Raw genomic sequence first — 18040 nt, 5'->3', positions numbered from 1 at the left:
GCTGGGCCACTCGTGTGTCACCGCCGGGTGGCCCGGTATCAGCCGGTGATCGACGCGCACGCGCGGGCGAGTTCGGGGAGTGCGCGCTCCAGTTCGGAACGCGAGCAGGCGGCGTAGCCGAGGGCGAGCCCGCACCACCGCTGCGGGCCGCAGTGGTGCCGCCGCAACCCGTCCAGCACCAGCCCGCGCTCCCGCCCCTCGGCGATCACCGCCGCCTCCGCGGCGGCGTCCGGCAGCGGCACCACGACGTGCGCACCGGCCTGGTCGCCGAACACCGCGACCCCGCGCGCGGTGAGCTCGTCGACGACCAGCGCGCGCCGCTGCGAGAGCTCCCGGCGCAACCGGCGCAGGTGCCTGCCCAGATCGCCGTTGCGGGCGAACTCGGCGAGCACCCGCTGCCCGGCCGGGGCCGGCGTGGTCCCGGTCCGGTGCCGGTGCTCCAGCACCGCCGCGGCGACCTCCTCGGGCGCCAGCATCCAGCCCGCGCCGAGCGTCGGGGACAGGATCTTGCTCGTGGTGCCGAGGTGGACCACGACGTCGGGGGCCATCGAGGCCAGCACCGGCAGCGGCGCCACGTCGTAGCGCAACTCGCCGTCGTAGTCGTCCTCCACCACCAGCCACCCCGCCGCCCGGGCCCGCTCCACCAGCGCGATCCGGCGCTCGGCGGGCAACCGGCCGCCGAGCGGGTACTGGTGCGCGGGCGAGCAGTACACCGCGCGCACCCGGTCCGGGAGGGCGTCCACCACGATCCCGGAGTGGTCCACCGGCGCGGGCACCACCTCGATCCCGGCGGCGCGCAGCGCTCCCACCGCCCGCTGGTAGCCGGGTTCCTCCACCGCGACCGCGCATCCGCGGCCCAGCACGGCGGCGGCCAGCTCGCCCAGCGCGGCGGTCGTCCCCGCGGTGGCCAGCACGCTGCGCACGTCCAGCCCGCCCGGGACCAGCCCGCGGTGGCGCAGCAGGTGCTCGGCCACCGCCTCCCGGTACTCGACGAGCCCGGCGCGCTGCGGGTGCGGATCCGGCGGTGCGTCGGCCGCCGCCCGCCAGGCGCGCCGCCACGCCGCCCGGTCGATGCCCTCGGCCCACGGGACCCCGGGGGTGAGCACCACCTCGTGCGGCGTCCGCTGCTCGGCACCGCCGGCCGCCGCGGCGATCGGGGCGGCCACCGCGCCCGGCGGCGTGGTGGTGACGAAGGTGCCCGAACCGCGCCGGCCCGCGATCCAGCCCTCCGCGTGGAGCTGCTCGTAGGCGGCGGCGGTGACCGTCCGGCTGATCCCGAGGTGGCGGGCCAGCGCGCGGGTCGAGGGCAGTCGGTCGCCGCCGCGCAGGGTCCCGATCGTCGCCGCGTGCCGCAGCGCGTCGGCGAGCTGCACCGCCAGCGGGCGCGGGTCCTCGCGGCGGAGTTCGACGGCGAGCTCCAGCAGCGGGGAGCTCGCCGCGGGCACGGCGTGTGGCATTCCGGAATTCTCCCAGATTGGCCCTTCAACACGGCCAATCGCGTCGTGATGCTGGTCCACGTGACGCTCTCCCCCACCGAACGCTCCACCGTCCGCCGCGGCTCCCACCGGGCCCGCACCGACCGCGACGCGCTGCACCGGCTGCTCGACGACGCGCTGATCTGCCACCTCGGCGTGGTCGTCGACGGCGCGCCCCGGGTGCTGCCCACCTGCTTCGGGCGGCACGGCGACACGCTCTACCTGCACGGCTCCACCGGGGCGCGGAGCCTGCGCGAGGCGCCGCGGACCCAGGTGTGCGCCACCGTGACGCACCTCGACGGCATCGTCTACGCGCGGTCGCTGATGCACCACTCGGTCAACTACCGCTCGGCGGTGGTCCACGGCGAAGCGCGGCAGGTCACCGACGAGGACGAGCGGCTGCTCGCGCTGCGGGTCATCAGCGAGCAGCTCGCCCCCGGCTCGTGGCAGCACGCCCGGCAGCCCGACCGCCGCGAGCTGGCGAAGACGGCGGTGCTCGCGCTGGACCTCACCGAAGCGGCGGTGAAGGTCCGCGCGACCGGCCCGAACGACGACCCCGAGGACGTCTCGGCGGGCACCGCCTGGGCGGGCGTGCTCCCGCTCCGCACCGCCTGGGGCGACCCGGAACCCAGCCCCGACCTGTCCCCACCCCTGCCCGTACCCCCGCACGTCCGCGACCGGAAGCGACCGGAGTGAGGGGCACCCTTGTCCCAGTAACTTGGGCAAGGGTGCCCCTCACCTACGTCCCGAACGGGTGACGCGCGGGTTCCGGAGCTCCGAGGTCGCTCGGAACGGAGTGCCGGTTCGGGTCCGGTGTGGTCAGTCTTGCCGGAGGTGGCCGGTGACCAGGTCGTGGCCGTAGCGGGTCGTCCGGGGCCGTTCGGGGCGGTAGACGTGCAGGCTCACCGCCGGGTCGGGGCCGTCGTTGCGCACCCGGTGGACGTGGTCCGGGCCGAACACCCGGGACTGCCCGGGCCGCAGCACGTGCAGCGCCTCGCCGGCGGAGCGCACGACGGTTTCGGTGAGCGTGCCGGAGATCACGGTGAACGCACCGGTGGCGCTGCCGTGGTCGTGCAGGTCGGTGCGCTGGCCGGGCAGCCAGCTCAGCAACCAGGCCTCCCAGCCGTCGGCGCGGTGCAGCAGCCCCGCCCAGCGCTGGTCGGGGTCGTAGCGCAGCAGCGGCGCCCACGACGTGCGGTCGGCGGCGAGCTCGCGGGCGATGCGCACCGGGTGGGCGACGGCGAGACCGGAGGAGGCGGGCAGGGTGTTGGGCGGTACGGCGAACACGGGTGTCCTTCGCGATGACGGCTGATCCGGGCGGCGCGGGCCGCTCGGCTTGCGGGAGTCGATCAGCAGGAAGGACACAGCGCGCTGGCGACGCGGCGCAGGTCGATGTGACCTCGCCGGACGGTCATGGCGCGCAGCAACACGCCAGGAACTGAACCAGCGCGCGCGGGAACGGTCAAGGCGCCGCCGCGTCATCTCACACGGACGGGTGGCCGTCGTCGCCCCGCGAACCCGGCCGTCCGGCGCGGCAGGGGGCTCAGCCCAGGGCGTGCAGCACGTCGGCGACCAGATCGGCGGAATCCTCGCAGCCGCAGGAGAACCGCACGAATCCCGGCGCCACCGGGTCGCCCCACTGCGCCCGCCGGTCGACGGTGCTGTGCAGGCCGCCGAAGCTCGTCGCGGGCACCACCAGGCTGCTGCGCCGCACGAACTCCTCGACGGCCGCCGCGTCGGCCAGCTCGAACCGGAACACCCCGTTCCACCGCCGCATCTGCCGCGCGGCCGCCGCGTGCGACGGGTCGTCCGGGTCCCCCGGCCAGCGCAGCCCGCCGACCGCCGGGTGCCCGCGCAGCGCCGACACCAGCGCCGCCGCGTTCTCGGCCTGCCGGGCCAGCCGGAGGTCGAGGGTGCCCATGCTGCGGTGCACCAGCCAGGTCTCGAACGGACCGGGGATGGCGCCGGAGAGCGTCCGGGCGCGTTCCAGCCGCTGCGCCAGTTCCGCGTCGCGCGTCGAGACGTGCCCCATCAGCACGTCGCTGTGCCCGGCCAGCGCCTTGGTGTCGCTGGCGAGCACGACGTCGGCGCCGAGTTCCAGCGGGCGCTGGCCCAGCGGGGTCGCGGTGGTGTTGTCCACCGCCAGCAACGCCCCGGCCGCGTGCGCGCGCTCGGCCAGCTCGGCGATGTCGCACACGTCCAGGCCGGGGTTCGACGGGGTTTCCAGCAGCACCAGGGCGGCCCCGGCGAAGACCTCGTCGGTCCACGGCCCCGGCGTCGGGATCTCCCGCACCTCCAGCTCCAGCGCGGCGAGCTCGTCGCGGACGAGCTGGCGGGTCGCGTAGTAGCCGTCGCTGGGCAGCACCAGGGTGTCGCCGTGGCGCAGCAGCGTCCGCAGCAGGGTGCTGATGGCGGCCATCCCCGACGGCAGCAGCACGCACCGCCCGCCGTCGAGGTCGCCGATCGCCGCTTCCAGCGCGCGCCAGGTCGGGTTGCCCGCGCGGCCGTAGAAGTCGGCGCCCTCGCCGAGGTGGTACGGCGCGGCGAACACCGGCCCGGCCAGCAGCGGCGTGCCCGCCACCGCGGGCGGGTGACCGCCGTGCACGCTGCGGGTGCCGTCGCCCGGTCCGGTCGTGCTCATGGTTCCTCCCCGGTCATTCCGGTTTGCGCTCGCGGCCCAGCAGTTCGACGGCGGCGGGTGCCGGGGCCAGCCCCTCGTGGCAGACCCGGTGCACCACGTCGGCGATCGGCATCTCCACCCCGTACCGCGCGGCGAGCTGCCGGATCGACGAGCACGACTTCACGCCCTCGGCGACCTGCCCGTGCGCGGCGCGCTGCGCCTCGGCGACGGTCTCCCCGCGCCCCAGCCGCTCGCCGAAGGTGCGGTTGCGCGACAGCGGCGACATGCAGGTGGCCACCAGGTCGCCGAGCCCGGCCAGGCCGGCGAAGGTCATCGGTTCGGCGCCCAGCGCCACGCCCAGCCGGGTCGTCTCGGCCAGGCCGCGGGTGATCAGCGAGGACGCGGTGTTGTCGCCGAAGCCCAGGCCGACGGCCATCCCGCAGGCCAGCGCGATGACGTTCTTGCACGCGCCGGAGAGCTCGATGCCGATCAGGTCCACGTTGGTGTAAGGCCGGAAGTACGACGTCGAGCAGGCCCGCTGGAAGGCCACCGCGCGGTCGTGGTCGGGACACGCGACGACGGTGGCGGTCGGCTGCTCGGCGGCGATCTCCACGGCGAGGTTGGGGCCGGAGACCACCGCGACCCGGTCCATCGGCACGTCGGCGACCTCGCCGATCACCTGGCTCATCCGGTGCAGGGTGCTGAGCTCCACCCCCTTGGCCAGGCTCACCAGCGTGGCCTCCGGCGGCAGCACCGGCTGCCAGCCCGCCAGGTTCTCCCGCAGCGTCTGGCTGGGCACCGCGAGCACCACCGCGTCGGCACCGTGCACCGCCTCGGCGGCGTCGTCGGTGGCGCGCAGCCCCTCGGGCAGCTCGACGCCCGGCAGGTAGCCGCCGTTGCGGCGTTCGGCGTTGATCTCGTCGGCGACCTCGCGGCGGCGCGCCCACAGGCGCACCTCGGTGCCCGCGTCGGCGAGCACCTTGGCGAACGTGGTGCCCCACGAACCGGCGCCGAGCACGGCGACCCGGCGGACCGGCTCAACCGGCGCCATCGTCGTCCTTGCCCGGTCGCCGCGCGGCGCTGTAGAAGTCCGCGGGCGGCTGCTCGTCGCGGATCTCCCCGAGCAGCTCCCGCACCCGGCCCATGGCCAGCCCGCTGACCTCCCGCAGCTTCGGGGTGTCGAGTTCGCCGTCGCGGTGGGCCGACAGGTCCATCGGCTCGCCGAAGGCGAAGTCGATCCGCTTGCGCGGCAGCGGCCGGAACTTCTTCCGGTAGTGGTCGTAGACCGCGCGGGTGCCCCAGCGGGCCGCGGGGATGACCGGGACGTCGTGGGTCAGGGCCAGCCGCGCCACGCCCAGCTTCGGCGTCATCGGCCAGCCGTCGGGGTCCTTGGTGATGGTGCCGTCCGGGTAGATCAGGACGACCTTGCCGTTCTCCAGCGCCTCGTGGGCCTGCCGGAGCGCCTTCTGCGCGTCGACGGTGCCGCGGAACACGGGGATCTGCTCCACGCCGACCAGCACGTTGCGCAGCACCGGGACGTTCCACAGCGAGTTCTTGGCCATGAACCGCGGCACCCGGGCGGCGCGGTGCACGGTCACCGCGTCGAAGACCGGGTCCAGGTGCGACACGTGGTTGAGCACGATCAGCGCGGGCCCCTCGGCCGGGATGTGGTGCAGGCCACGGACCCGGGTGCGGGCCAGCGCGCCGGTGAGCGGGTAGAAGACGGCGCGGGCCAGCCCGAGCCAGAACTTGCCCGTCCCCTTGCCGCCTTCGCTGGTCCGCCTCCGCCTGCGCCGGAGGCTCCTGGGTTCGGCCACGGCTACTCCTTTTCGTCGCGAGCGCTGGACAAGTTACCCGCTGCCCGGACCGCAGCGGCGTGGGGCGGCTCGCCCGCCCGGGGCGCGGGGGAGGATGGCCGGGTGAGCGCTGGCCTGTACCTCCTCCTGCCGATCAAGTCGCTGGCCGCGGCGAAGTCCCGGCTGCTGGGCGCGGCCGACGGCGGCGCGGGCCGCGCCGCGGCGCACGCGGAACTGGTCGTCGCCGTGGTGCGGGACACGGTCGCCGCCGCGCGCGCCGCCGAAGCGGTGACCGCGGTGGTCGCGGTGACCTCCGACCCGGTGCTCACCGCGGTGCTGGCCGGGGCCGGGGTGGAGGTGCTGGCGGACCGCCCGGAGGCGGGGCTGAACGCGGCGCTGCGGCACGGGGACGCGGTGCTGCGGGGCCGGACCGGGGTGCGGCGGGTCGGGGCGCTGCAGGCCGACCTGCCCGCGCTGCGTCCGGCCGAACTGGACGCGGCGCTGCGCGCGGCGGGACCGCGCCGGGCGTTCTGCCCGGACCGGCAGGCGACCGGCACCACGCTGCTGCTCGCGGCGCCGGGCCGTCCGCTGGACCCGCGGTTCGGGCCCGGTTCGGCCGCCGCGCACACCGGCTCCGGGGCCGTCCCGCTGCTGGGCCCGTGGGAGTCGGTGCGCTGCGATGTGGACACCCCGGACGACCTCGGCGCGGCCACCGCGCTGGGCCTGGGACCGAGCACCGGGGCGCTGCTGCGGCACGCGCCTGTGACGTCGGCCGAGCCGCCCTCGACGGTCTAGCCGGAGGGCTCCGATGCGGGACAATGGAACCGTGAGCGACGACAGCGACCGCGGCACCCCCCGGCCACCCGTGCCCGCGAGCGGGCCCGCCCCCGCGCCCTTGCCCGGCCCCGACGCCGGCGGCGCCCGGGTGCCCGCCGCACCGCCCGCCGTGACCCGGGCGGCGGCCACCACGGACCTGCCCGAGGACCGCTACCTCAACCGCGAGCTCTCCTGGCTGGACTTCAACGCCCGGGTGCTCGCCATCGCCGAGGACCGCTCGCAGCCGGTGCTGGAGCGCGCCCGCTTCGTGTCGATCTTCGCGTCCAACCTGGACGAGTTCTACATGGTGCGGGTTGCCGGGTTGAAGCGCCGCGAGGAGACCGGCCTGTCGGTGCGCAGCGCGGACGGCTTGACGCCGCACGAGCAGCTCGCCCGGATCTCGGCGCGCAACCAGGACCTCACCGCGAAGCTGGGCCGGGTCTTCGTCGACGAGCTGCGCCCGGAGCTGGAGGCGCAGGGCATCCGCATCCTGACCTGGTCGGAGCTCGACGAGGCCGAGCAGCGGTCGCAGTCGCGGTACTTCGAGGACCACATCTTCCCGGTGCTGACCCCGCTGGCGGTCGACCCGGCGCACCCGTTCCCCTACATCTCCGGGCTCTCGCTGAACCTCGCGGTGACGGTGGCCGACCCGGACGGCGGGGTGCGCCGCTTCGCGCGGGTGAAGGTGCCGGACAACGTGCCCCGGCTGATCCGGGTGGAGGCCGACCGGGAGAACGAGCGCGCCACCTTCCTCCCGCTGGAGGAGCTCATCGCCGCGCACCTGGACAAGCTGTTCCCCGGGATGCGGGTCACCGAGCACCACATCTTCCGGGTCACCCGCAACGCCGACTTGGAGGTCGAGGAGGACCGGGACGAGGACCTGCTGCAGGCGATGGAGCGGGAGCTGGCCCGCAGGCGGTTCGGCCCGCCGGTGCGGCTGGAGGTCACCGACACGATGAGCGAGACCATGCTCGAACTCCTGCTGCGCGAGCTCGAGGTGGACCAGCACGACGTGGTGGAGGTCAAGGGCCTGCTGGACCTGACCTGCCTGGCGCAGCTCGACAAGCTCCACCGGCCGGACCTCAAGTCCGCCCCGTTCGTCCCCGCCACCCACCCGGCCTTCGCCGAGGGCAAGACGCCCAAGAGCATCTTCGCCACGCTGCGCGACGGCGACGTCCTGGTGCACCACCCCTACGACTCGTTCTCCACCTCGGTGCAGCGGTTCATCGAGCAGGCGGCGGTGGACCCGAACGTGCTGGCCATCAAGCAGACCCTCTACCGCACCTCCGGCGATTCCCCCATCGTCAACGCGCTCATCGACGCCGCCGAGGAGGGCAAGCAGGTCGTGGCCCTGGTGGAGCTCAAGGCGCGCTTCGACGAGCAGGCCAACATCCAGTGGGCGCGCACCCTGGAACGCGCGGGCGTGCACGTGGTGTACGGCCTGGTGGGGCTCAAGACGCACTGCAAGACCGCGCTCGTGGTGCGCCAGGAGGGCGCCACGATCCGCCGCTACTGCCACCTCGGCACCGGCAACTACAACCCGAAGACGGCTCGGGTCTACGAGGACATGGGGCTGCTGACCGCCTCCCCGGAGGTCGGCGCCGATCTCACCGACCTGTTCAACGTGCTCACCGGCTACGCGCGGCACGGCGAGTACCGGCGCGTCCTGGTCTCGCCGCAGGGCATCCGCCGGGGCATCGTGGAGCGCATCGAGCAGGAGATCGAGCTGGCCCGCGCCGGTTCGCCCAGCGGCATCCGGATGAAGGTCAACTCCTTGGTGGACGAGCAGATCATCGACGCGCTGTACCGCGCCTCGCTGGCCGGGGTGCCGGTGCGGGTGGTGGTGCGCGGGATCTGCGCGCTGAAGGCGGGGGTGCCCGGCCTGAGCAAGAACATCGAGGTGCGTTCGATCCTGGGCCGGTTCCTGGAGCACTCCCGGGTGTTCCACTTCGTCGGCGCGGGCGAGCGCTGGATCGGCAGCGCGGACATGATGCACCGCAACCTCGACCGCCGCATCGAGACGCAGGTGCGGGTGACCGACCCGAAGCTGGTCGGGCAGCTCGACGCGATCCTCGACTCGGCGCTGCACCCGGCCACCCGGTGCTGGGTGCTCAACGCCAAGGGCGACTGGGAGGCTTCCCCCAGCAGCGATGAGCAGGTCAAGGACCACCAGGTCGAGATGCTCCGGCTGCACGGCGCCAAGGTGTCCTGAGCGCGGCGTCGTTCGATTCGAGGCGGGATCAGGTGATGGTGTGACCGAGGAGCGGTCGGTGTCCGAACTGGAGGACGTCGACGCCGGGAGCCCGGTGGTCCGGGCCGCGGGCGCCGTGCTGTGGCGGCACGGGGAATCCGGCGTGGAGGTGGCGGTGGTGCACCGGCCCCGCTACGACGACTGGTCGCTGCCCAAGGGCAAGCTCGACCCGGGCGAGCTCGCCGCGCACGCGGCGGCCCGCGAGGTGGCCGAGGAAACCGGCTTCACCGCGGTGCTGTCGCGCTTCCTGACCCGGGCGCGCTACTCGGTGCCCGGTCCGGGCGGTCCCCCGGTGGCGAAGGTCGTGGACTACTTCGCCGCGAGCGTGCGCGGCGGCCGTTTCGAACCCAACGGCGAAGTCGACGAACTGCGCTGGCTGTCCGCCGAGGCGGCGCGGGAGCGGCTGACCTACCGGTTCGACGCCGTCGTGCTCGACGCCTTCGAACGGCTGCCCACCGACGTGACCACCGTGCTGCTGGTGCGCCACGCGAATGCGGGCAGCCGCTCCGAATGGACCGGGGACGACGTGCTGCGTCCGCTGGACGATTCGGGAATCGCGCAGCGCGACGCATTGCATTCGCTGCTGCCGGTGTTCGGCCCCCGCCGGATCTATTCGGCGCCGCGGCTGCGCTGCACCGAAACGGTGGCCCCGATCGCGGCGGACCTCGGCGTGGAAGTGGGCGGCGAACCGCTGTTCTCCGAAGAGGTGTACCGCGACCGGCCGACCGAGGCGGTGCGGCGGCTGCGGGAGATCGCCGACGGTGCGGGCCCCGCCCTGGTGTGCAGTCAGGGCGGGGTGATCCCCGATCTGGTGACGCGGCTGGCCGCCGACGGCGGGCTGGACCTCGGGGAGGTCGCCAGCCGGAAGGGCAGCGTGTGGACGCTGACCTTCCGCCGCGAAGCGGGTGGACCGCGCCTGGTGGCGGCCGACTACCTGGCCGATCCGGTGGCCTGAGCGGCCGTTTCCGCGAAAGCACTTCACGTGCGGACGCGCGAACTCCGGGACGGACACCGGAGGGGCCGCGGCCGGGACCGCCGCAGCACCGCCTGATTCGCCCGCTGCCGCCCGAACGGGCACCGGTCCGGGAACCGCACCGGACGGCGCTCCGCGAAGCCGCACAGCGCCGCTCGGGAAGGGCCGCTCTCGGAGGGCCGCTCGGGGAGGGCCGCTCCCGGGCGGCCACCAGGACCGTGAGCGGGCGGCGCGGCGCCCCGCGGTGGGGACTTACCGCGCCGCCCGCCCGGTCGACGTGGAGCTCGCCGTACCGCGAGCGCTCACTTCTTGGTGGACTTGCGCGTGGTCGACGCCTTCTTGGCGGCCGGACGGCTCGTCGACGACTTGGTCGTGCTCGCCTTGGCCGTGCTCTTGGGCGCGGACTTCGGCGCGGCCTTGGACGTCGCCGTGGACTTCTTCGGCGCGGCCTTGGTGGTGCTGGCCTTCGACGTCGTCGACTTGGCGGCCGGCTTGGACGACGCCGTGGACTTCTTCGGCGCCGCGGCCTTGGTGGTGCTGGCCTTCGACGTCGTGCCGCGGGTCGAGGTGCGGGCGGCGGCCGTCTTCGACGACGTCGAACGGGTCGACGTGCCGGAAGTGGCGGCCTTGGTGCGGGTACCGGCCGTCTTGGTGGTCGCCCCGCGGGTGGTGGCGGCCTTGGCGGTGGTGGCCCGCGGCAGCTTGCGCTGTCCGCCCACGACTTCCTTGAACTGGGTGCCGGCGCGGAAGGCGGGAACGTTGGTCTTCTTGACCTTCACGGTCTCACCGGTGCGCGGGTTGCGAGCGGTGCGGGCCGCACGCGCCCGCTTCTCGAAAACGCCGAAGCCGGTGATGTTGACCTTCTCGCCTTTGTTGACGTTGCGGACGATGATGTCCACCACGTTTTCCACCGCCTGGCTGGCGGTCTTCTTGTCGCCGAGACGTTCGGCCAGAGCCTCGATGAGTTGGGCCTTGTTCACTTCAGTCCCTCCCAGGACAACAACGGCCCCGTTGGGCCGACTCAAGGCCACGGTAAAGCCCCGGAGAAATAAATGCCATTCGCCACGCCCCGATTTCTGTTGGGGCGCGGTGCATTCGACTCCGCCCGCAGGCGGCTCCGGGGCCGGTGGAGCAACTGTTCAGTTGTCCGCCGGGAAGCGCGTTTTTCCTTTTGTGCGGCGGAGAACGCGCTTCCCGGCGGTTCCTGCTCAGCCCTGCGGGCCGGGCAGGGTGGCGGGCTTGAAGCCCGGCCGGTTCTGCTCAAAAGTGTCGATCGTCTCGGCGTGCCGCAGCGTCAGCCCGATGTCGTCGAGGCCCTCCAGCAGCCGCCAGCGCGTGTAGTCGTCGATGCCGAAGGACACGGTGAGGTCCTTGGCGTGCACGGTCCGCTGCTCCAGGTCCACGGTCACCGCGGTCCCCGGCTCGTTCTCCAGCAGCTTCCAGAGCAGCTCCACATCGGACTGCGCGCACTCGGCGGCCACCAGGCCCTGCTTGCCCGAGTTGCCCCGGAAGATGTCGGCGAAGCGGGACGAGATGACCACCCGGAAGCCGTAGTCCTTCAGCGCCCAGACGGCGTGCTCGCGGGACGACCCGGTGCCGAAGTCCGGCCCCGCGACGAGCACGCTGCCCGCCTTGAAGGGCTCCTGGTTGAGCACGAAGTCCTCGTCACCGCGCCAGGCGGCGAACAGGGCGTCCTCGAAGCCGGTCCGCGCGACCCGCTTGAGGTAGACCGCCGGGATGATCTGGTCGGTGTCCACGTTGGACCGGCGCAGCGGGACGCCGACCCCGGTGTGGGTGGTGAAAGGTTCCACGATCAACGCTCCAGGTTGTGTCGTCGGCAGGGCGGTTCGGCGGCTCAGTCGAGGTCCTCGGGCGAGGACAGCGTGCCGCGCACGGCGGTGGCGGCGGCCACCAGCGGGGAGACCAGGTGCGTGCGACCGCCCTTGCCCTGCCTGCCCTCGAAGTTGCGGTTGGAGGTCGAGGCGCTGCGCTCCCCCGCCGAGAGCTGGTCCGGGTTCATCCCGAGGCACATCGAACAACCGGCCGAACGCCATTCCGCCCCCGCGGCGGTGAAAACCTCGTGCAGCCCCTCCGCCTCGGCCTCCTGCCGGACCTTCATCGAGCCGGGCACCACGAGCATCCGGACGTCCCCGGCGACCGTGCGGCCCCGGAGCACCTCGGCGGCGGCCCGCAGGTCCTCGATCCGGCCGTTGGTGCAGGAGCCCAGGAACACCGTGTCCACGCCCACCTCGCGCAGCGGCATCCCCGCGGTCAGTCCCATGTAGGACAACGCCTTCTCGGCGGCCGCCCGCTCGGCCTCGTCGGCGATCCGCGCCGGGTCCGGCACCCGCTCGCCCAGCGGCAGCCCCTGGCCGGGGTTGGTGCCCCAGGTGACGAACGGGGTGAGCGCGTCGGCGTCGATCGTCACCTCGGCGTCGAACTCGGCGTCGGGATCGGTGTGCAGCGACCGCCAGTGCTCGACCGCGGCGTCCCAGTCGGCCCCGCTCGGCGCGTGCGGACGGCCCTGGAGGTAGGCCAGCGTCGTCTCGTCCGGGGCGATCATGCCGGCCCGGGCGCCCGCCTCGATCGACATGTTGCAGATCGTCATCCGGGCTTCCATGGACAGCTTCCGCACCGCCTCGCCCCGGTACTCCAGGACGTAGCCCTGGCCGCCCCCGGTGCCGATCTTGGCGATCACGGCGAGGATGACGTCCTTGGACGTCACACCGGGGCGCAGCTCGCCCTCGATGTTCACCGCCATCGTCTTGAACGGCCGCAGCGGCAGCGTCTGGGTGGCCAGCACGTGCTCCACCTCGGAGGTGCCGATGCCGAACGCCAGCGCGCCGAACGCGCCGTGCGTGGAGGTGTGGCTGTCCCCGCAGACGACGGTGGTGCCCGGCTGGGTCAGGCCGAGCTGCGGGCCGACCACGTGCACGATGCCCTGCTCGGCATCGCCCATCGGGTGCAGCCGGATGCCGAACTCGGCGCAGTTCTTGCGCAACGTGTCGACCTGGGTGCGCGACACCGGGTCGGCGATCGGCAGGTCGAGCCCGGTGGTCGGGACGTTGTGGTCCTCGGTGGCCAGGGTCAGGTCGGGGCGGCGCACCGGGCGACCGGCCAACCGCAGCCCCTCGAAGGCCTGCGGGCTGGTGACCTCGTGGACCAGGTGGAGATCGATGTAGAGCAGGTCGGGCTCGTGCCCCTCACCCCGGCGCACGATGTGCGCGTCCCAAACCTTCTCCGCGAGCGTTTTTCCCATCGCTGCTCCCCGTCGAGGCTGGTGTGACCCGCGTCGGGTCACTCCCACAGAGTGGACTTCCCAGATATCGGGAAGTTAATATCGGTACGTGGGACAGCATAGCGGTATCGGAGTGTTGGACAAGGCAGTGGCCGTGTTGCAGGCGGTCGCGGAGGAACCCTGCGGCCTCGCCGAGCTGTGCGGCCGCACCGGCCTGCCCCGGGCGACGGCCCACCGGCTCGCCGTGGGCCTGGAGGTGCACCGGCTGCTGCGCCGGGGCTCGGACGGCCGCTGGCGGCCCGGCCCGGCGCTGGCCGAGTTCGCGGGCGGAGCGGTCGATCCGCTGCTGGAGGCGGCGGCCGCGGTGGTGCCCAAACTGCGGGACGTCACCGGGGAGAGCGTCCAACTCTACCGGCGGGACGGGATGCAGCGGCTCTGCGTCGCCGCCGCCGAACCGCTCAGCGGCCTGCGCGACACGGTGCCGGTGGGCACCGCGCTGTCGATGACGGCGGGTTCGGGGGCGAAGGTGCTGGCGGCCTGGGCCGATCCGACCACCCAGCGCGCCGTGCTCGGCGAGGCGGTCTACGGCGAGCGCACCCTGATGGAGGTCCGCCGCCGCGGCTGGGCGCAGAGCGTCGCCGAACGCGAGTCCGGAGTGGCCAGCGTCAGCGCCCCGGTCCGCGACACCGCGGGCACCGTGGTCGCCGCCATCTCGGTCTCCGGCCCCATCGACCGCATGGGCCGCCGCCCGGGTGCCCGCTGGGCCGCCGACCTCCTGGCCGCCGCGGACGCCCTCCAGAACCGCCTGTAGGACCACGAGCGGGCTGAGCAGGAAGCCCACCGCACACCTGCTCAGCCCCTCGACCAGCACAACGAAGCGGGCCCCCCGCTCACCAAGAGCGAGGGACCCGCCAAACGTAGTCCCGACGGGATTTGAACCCGCGCTACCGCCTTGAGAGGGCGGCGTCCTAGGCCGCTAGACGACGGGACCGCGCTACGACGACAACTCTACACGCCCACCCCACCCCACCCACAACCACCCCCATCCCCAAACAAAACCCCAGCTCACCCACCAACCAGCTGCCAAGAGCCGACCGACCGAACCCCGACATCCCCACCGCCGGCCCCCGAAAGCCGAGCGGTCCAGGCCCCGCTCCCACCCGGCACAGCCCGACCCCGACCACGGACCGCCGCCACCCGGAGCGACGCCTCCCCCGGGAGACGCCCGAACCACCACGCTCCCCGCACAACCGCCCGCAAAAGGGGAAACCAAACCACCGCCACAAGCCACAAGCCACAAGCCGCGAACAGCACCCAGGCACAAACCCCAAAACAACCAGGACAAGACAAAACCGCGAACCGAGCCGCTGAAGCCCCACCCAAACAACACGAGCCCCAAGTTCCGAGTGAGGGGCACCTCCATCCGACCATGCGGGATGAAAAGTGCCCCGCACTCAAATCCCCACCACCCGACGCACCAAAAGCACCCCCCGCACAGTCGACCGAACAAGCCAACCCAAGGCAGCACAAGCAAGCAAAGGCGACTCCACCCCACGCACCAACCCGACCCCGAACACCCCAAGCACAAGCGCGAAGCGCGAGCCAACACCCAGCGGAAGATGCCCGACTCCCAAACTCAACAAGAGGACAAAAGGCGCCCAGCCCTCACCAGGGGCGAGCGCGAAGCGCGAGCCACCCACCCAGCGAGGAGGTGCCAGACCCCAAACCAAACAACCGGGCAAAAGACGACCCCAGCCCTCACCAGGGTCAAGGCGCGAAGCGCGATCCACCCAGCGACGAGGTGCCACACCCCAAGCACAACGACCGGGTAAAAGGCGCCCCCAGCCCTCGCCAGGGTCGAGGCGCGAAGCGCGAGCCAACACCCAGCGAAAAGTGCCCCGCTCCCAGCGCAACAAGCGGGTGAAAGGTGATTCCGCCGTACTCGTCAGGGTGAGGTGCCGCCCCGTGGGGGGCCCGGGGGGCTCGGCCCCCCGAACAACACGACGAAGCAAAAACCGGTGTGCGCACAACAGTGCACACACCGGTCCCATTTGCGTAGTCCCGACGGGATTTGAACCCGCGCTACCGCCTTGAGAGGGCGGCGTCCTAGGCCGCTAGACGACGGGACCTCATTCAGTTGAGCGGTGGAAATCCACCTGCTCGCTGGGGTACCAGGACTCGAACCTAGACTAACTGAACCAGAATCAGTCGTGCTGCCGATTACACCATACCCCACCGGCTGGCCCGGCCATCCGCCCGGTTCCGCCCTCCCGCTCGGGAGTTCGACCCCGGACCGCTGTCCGCGCCGTTGATGAGAATACTACACAACCCCGCGGAGCCCTTCGAAACACCCCCTCCCCTTCGGTGTTCGGGCTGGTCGGGCGGGGTCAGCCGGGGTGCGTCAGCGGGACAGGCCGACGACTTCGCCCACGACGGCGGGCGCGGCGGCCGGCCGGGGCACGGCGGGCAGGTCGCACACGAGGAGCTCCGGCAGGTCGAAGAGGCTGCTGATGACCCGCACGCCGTCCGGCGCGGCCCGGCCGGTGTCCCGGCGGTCGAGCCAGACGCCGTGCATCCCGGCCCGGACGGCGCCGACCGCGTCGGCGTCGAGCCGGTCGCCCACGTGGACGACCTCCTCCGGGCGCAGCCCGAGCCCGCCGCACGCGGCGGCGAAGATCCGCGGATCCGGTTTGGCCGCACCGACTTCCTCGGAGAGCAGCACGGTGTCGAACGTTCCGGCGAGACCGACGTCGGCCATCTTCCGGCGTTGGTAGGCGCTCGGCGCGTTGGTGATCGCGACGAGCCGGAGCCCGGTGGCGCGCAACCAGTCCAGGCAGGGCAGCGCGTCGTCGAACAGCCGCCAGGCGCGCCGCATCGCGGCCATCCGGTCGGATTCCCGCCGGGCGAGCTCGGCGTCGTCGATCTCGTGGCCGAAGGCGGCGAAGAACGCGCGGGTGCGCGCGGCGGAGGTCGCGTCGAAATCGCCGTCCCCGGCGGCGTGGTCGCCGAAGTGCTCGTCGGTGATCCGCCGCCACACCTGCCAGGCGCGGTCGGTGCCCACGAGGGCCCGCAGCCCCTCCCGCGAAGCGCGCTCGCTGTCCACGAGCGTGTCGTCGATGTCCAGGCAGACGGCCTTGATCTGCCCGGTGGTGCGGGAGGGTTCAGCCACGGATGTCACCCCGAGAGGCTAGGCGCTCACCGGGCGAATCCGATTCGGCCAAGGCGGTGATCCTGCGCGTTGTTTCAGTAACAGCGCGCAGTTTCACACGGCGTGGCGGTTCAGGCCAGCGCGGCGCGCAGCCGGTTCAGGGAAACCTCGCGGCCCAGCAGCTCCATCGACTCGTACAGCGGCGGCGACACGGTGCGGCCGGTGACGGCCACCCGCACCGGCGCGAAGGCCTTGCGCGGCTTGATGCCCAGGCCGTCCACGACCGAGGCCTTGAGCGCCTCCTCGATCGCCGCGGCGGTCCAGTCCGGCAAGTCCGCCAGCGCGCCGACGGCCGCTTCCAGCACCGGCCGGGCGTCCTCGCCGAGCGCCTTCTCGGCCGAAGCCGGGTCCGGCGCGAAGTCGTCCCCGGCGAACAGGAACCGCATCATCCCGACCGCGTCGGAGAGCACCACGAGCCGCTCCTGCACCAGCGGCGCCGCGGCCCGCACCAGGTCGAGCTGCTGCTCGCTCGGCTCGGGCGGCAGCACGCCACCGAGCACCAGGTACGGCACCACCCGGCCGACGAAGTCGTCGGGCGCGAGCGCGCGCAGGTGCGCGGAGTTGATCGCGTCGGCCTTCTTCTGGTCGAACCGCGCGGGGTTCGAGCTCACCCGGCCGATGTCGAACGCCTCGACCATCTCGTCGAGGGTGAACACGTCGCGGTCCTCCGAGATGGACCAGCCGAGCAGCGCCAGGTAGTTCAGCAGCCCCTCGGGCAGGAATCCCCGCTCCCGGTGGTGGAACAGGTCCGACTGCGGATCGCGCTTGGAGAGCTTCTTGTTGCCCTCCCCCATCACGAACGGCAGGTGGCCGAACTCGGGGGTGAAGTCGGTGACGCCGACCCGCCGCAGCGCCTCGTAGAGCGCGATCTGCCGCGGCGTGGAGGCCAGCAGGTCCTCGCCGCGCAGCACGTGGGTGATGCGCATCAGCGCGTCGTCGACCGGGTTGGTCAGGGTGTAGAGCGGATCGCCGTTGCCGCGCACCAGCACGGGATCGGGCACGGTGCCCGCCTTGAAGGTGATCTCGCCGCGCACCAGGTCGGTGAAGGCGATGTCGCGGTCGGGCATCCGCAGCCGCAGCACGGCGGCGCGGCCCTCGGCGCGGAAGGCGTCCTTCTGCTCCTCGGTGAGCTCGCGGTCGGCGTTGTCGTAGCCGAGCTTCGGGTCGCGGCCGGCCGCGCGGTGCCGCTGCTCGACCTCCTCCGCGGTGGAGAAGGACTCGTAGAGCTCGCCCGCCTCCAGCAGCCGCCGCGCGACGTCGTCGTAGATCTCGCGGCGCTGGCTCTGCCGGTACGGCCCGTGCTCGCCGCCGACCTCGATGCCCTCGTCCCAGTCCAGGCCGAGCCAGCGCAGGGCGTCGATGATCGCCTGGTAGGACTCCTCGGTGTCCCGCGAGGCGTCGGTGTCCTCGATGCGGAACACCAGGGAACCCCCGTGGTGCCGGGCGAACGCCCAGTTGAACAGCGCGGTGCGGATGAGCCCCACGTGCGGGACACCGGTCGGCGAGGGGCAGAACCGGGCTCGGACGCTGGACGGGGTCGCTGCTGCTGGCGTGCTCATCACGGCTCCCAGCCTAGCCAGTGCGCTGGTTGACGAGCGCGCCCGGGGAGGCGCATCCTGGTTTTCAACGGTCGTTGAATAACGGTCCGACCAGAGGAGGGCGC

16 protein-coding genes and 3 tRNA genes are annotated in these 18040 nt (G+C 73.0%); 5 read left to right on the top strand and 14 right to left on the bottom strand.

What is annotated here, in order from left to right:
• Positions 1-38: 38 nt before the first annotated feature.
• Positions 39-1457: a MocR-like pyridoxine biosynthesis transcription factor PdxR gene (pdxR, locus tag ABD976_RS26360; RefSeq protein WP_345367764.1), complete on the bottom strand. Its 1419-nt coding sequence runs from the start codon at positions 1455-1457 to the stop codon at positions 39-41.
• A gap of 60 nt (positions 1458-1517) precedes the next feature.
• Here pdxR and ABD976_RS26355 point away from each other — a divergent pair, with 60 nt between their 5' ends.
• Positions 1518-2171, top strand: coding sequence for a pyridoxamine 5'-phosphate oxidase family protein (locus tag ABD976_RS26355; protein WP_369774597.1), 654 nt, complete (start codon positions 1518-1520; stop codon positions 2169-2171).
• A 123-nt stretch (positions 2172-2294) separates the two neighbouring features.
• On the opposite strand, the gene ABD976_RS26350 is transcribed toward ABD976_RS26355, so the two are convergent.
• From ABD976_RS26350 to ABD976_RS26335, 5 genes are all read right to left on the bottom strand, one after another.
• Entirely contained in the window at positions 2295-2762 is a 468-nt protein-coding gene (locus ABD976_RS26350) for a cysteine dioxygenase (RefSeq protein ID WP_345367762.1), read from the bottom strand.
• Positions 2763-2824: 62 nt separating this feature from the next.
• Positions 2825-2890: a putative leader peptide gene (locus tag ABD976_RS29665; protein WP_369774600.1), complete on the bottom strand. Its 66-nt coding sequence runs from the start codon at positions 2888-2890 to the stop codon at positions 2825-2827.
• A 128-nt stretch (positions 2891-3018) separates the two neighbouring features.
• On the bottom strand, positions 3019-4116 hold the full coding sequence (locus ABD976_RS26345; protein ID WP_345367761.1) for a cystathionine gamma-lyase: 1098 nt from the start codon (positions 4114-4116) through the stop codon (positions 3019-3021).
• A 13-nt stretch (positions 4117-4129) separates the two neighbouring features.
• The gene (locus ABD976_RS26340) at positions 4130-5146 is read right to left on the bottom strand and encodes an NAD(P)H-dependent glycerol-3-phosphate dehydrogenase (RefSeq protein WP_345367760.1); all 1017 of its coding nucleotides are present in this window, start codon (positions 5144-5146) and stop codon (positions 4130-4132) included.
• A complete protein-coding gene (locus ABD976_RS26335) occupies positions 5133-5912 on the bottom strand; it encodes a lysophospholipid acyltransferase family protein (RefSeq protein WP_345367759.1) in 780 nt (259 codons plus the stop codon). Before ABD976_RS26335 ends, ABD976_RS26340 begins: the two co-directional genes overlap by 14 nt.
• Positions 5913-6014: 102 nt before the next feature.
• Between ABD976_RS26335 and cofC the strand changes: the two genes are divergently transcribed.
• Genes cofC through ABD976_RS26320 form a run of 3 tightly spaced genes read left to right on the top strand, consistent with a single transcriptional unit; the run spans position 6015 to position 9913 of the window.
• Entirely contained in the window at positions 6015-6686 is a 672-nt protein-coding gene (gene cofC, locus ABD976_RS26330; protein WP_345367758.1) for a 2-phospho-L-lactate guanylyltransferase, read from the top strand.
• Between the two features lie 13 nt (positions 6687-6699).
• The gene (locus ABD976_RS26325) at positions 6700-8919 is read left to right on the top strand and encodes an RNA degradosome polyphosphate kinase (RefSeq protein WP_345367757.1); all 2220 of its coding nucleotides are present in this window, start codon (positions 6700-6702) and stop codon (positions 8917-8919) included.
• A 58-nt stretch (positions 8920-8977) separates the two neighbouring features.
• The gene (locus ABD976_RS26320) at positions 8978-9913 is read left to right on the top strand and encodes an NUDIX hydrolase (protein WP_345367756.1); all 936 of its coding nucleotides are present in this window, start codon (positions 8978-8980) and stop codon (positions 9911-9913) included.
• A gap of 320 nt (positions 9914-10233) precedes the next feature.
• Here the strand turns inward: ABD976_RS26320 and ABD976_RS26315 are convergent, their stop codons facing one another.
• The 3 genes from ABD976_RS26315 to leuC all read right to left on the bottom strand — a co-directional run bounded on the left by ABD976_RS26315 (position 10234) and on the right by leuC (position 13190).
• Positions 10234-10911, bottom strand: a complete 678-nt coding sequence (locus ABD976_RS26315; RefSeq protein WP_345367755.1) for an HU family DNA-binding protein — start codon at positions 10909-10911, stop codon at positions 10234-10236.
• A 228-nt stretch (positions 10912-11139) separates the two neighbouring features.
• On the bottom strand, positions 11140-11742 hold the full coding sequence (gene leuD, locus ABD976_RS26310) for a 3-isopropylmalate dehydratase small subunit (protein ID WP_345367830.1): 603 nt from the start codon (positions 11740-11742) through the stop codon (positions 11140-11142).
• Positions 11743-11786: 44 nt separating this feature from the next.
• Positions 11787-13190, bottom strand: coding sequence for a 3-isopropylmalate dehydratase large subunit (gene leuC, locus ABD976_RS26305; RefSeq protein ID WP_345367754.1), 1404 nt, complete (start codon positions 13188-13190; stop codon positions 11787-11789).
• 88 nt (positions 13191-13278) lie between these two features.
• Between leuC and ABD976_RS26300 the strand changes: the two genes are divergently transcribed.
• Positions 13279-13980, top strand: a complete 702-nt coding sequence (locus ABD976_RS26300; protein ID WP_345367753.1) for an IclR family transcriptional regulator — start codon at positions 13279-13281, stop codon at positions 13978-13980.
• 107 nt (positions 13981-14087) lie between these two features.
• On the opposite strand, the gene ABD976_RS26295 is transcribed toward ABD976_RS26300, so the two are convergent.
• From ABD976_RS26295 to gltX, 5 genes are all read right to left on the bottom strand, one after another.
• Positions 14088-14160: transfer RNA gene (locus tag ABD976_RS26295), tRNA-Glu, on the bottom strand.
• Positions 14161-15225: 1065 nt separating this feature from the next.
• Positions 15226-15298 (bottom strand) — tRNA-Glu (locus ABD976_RS26290).
• A 34-nt stretch (positions 15299-15332) separates the two neighbouring features.
• Positions 15333-15404: transfer RNA gene (locus ABD976_RS26285), tRNA-Gln, on the bottom strand.
• A 166-nt stretch (positions 15405-15570) separates the two neighbouring features.
• Positions 15571-16338 carry an HAD family hydrolase gene (locus ABD976_RS26280; RefSeq protein ID WP_345367752.1) on the bottom strand — a complete coding sequence of 256 codons (768 nt, stop codon included), beginning with the start codon at positions 16336-16338 and terminating at the stop codon, positions 15571-15573.
• A gap of 110 nt (positions 16339-16448) precedes the next feature.
• Entirely contained in the window at positions 16449-17936 is a 1488-nt protein-coding gene (gltX, locus tag ABD976_RS26275; RefSeq protein ID WP_345367751.1) for a glutamate--tRNA ligase, read from the bottom strand.
• Positions 17937-18040 lie beyond the last annotated feature (104 nt).

The organism is Saccharopolyspora cebuensis (assembly GCF_039542665.1).
GTDB lineage: Bacteria > Actinomycetota > Actinomycetes > Mycobacteriales > Pseudonocardiaceae > Saccharopolyspora > Saccharopolyspora cebuensis.
This window is presented reverse-complemented; position numbering and strand designations above follow the sequence as displayed.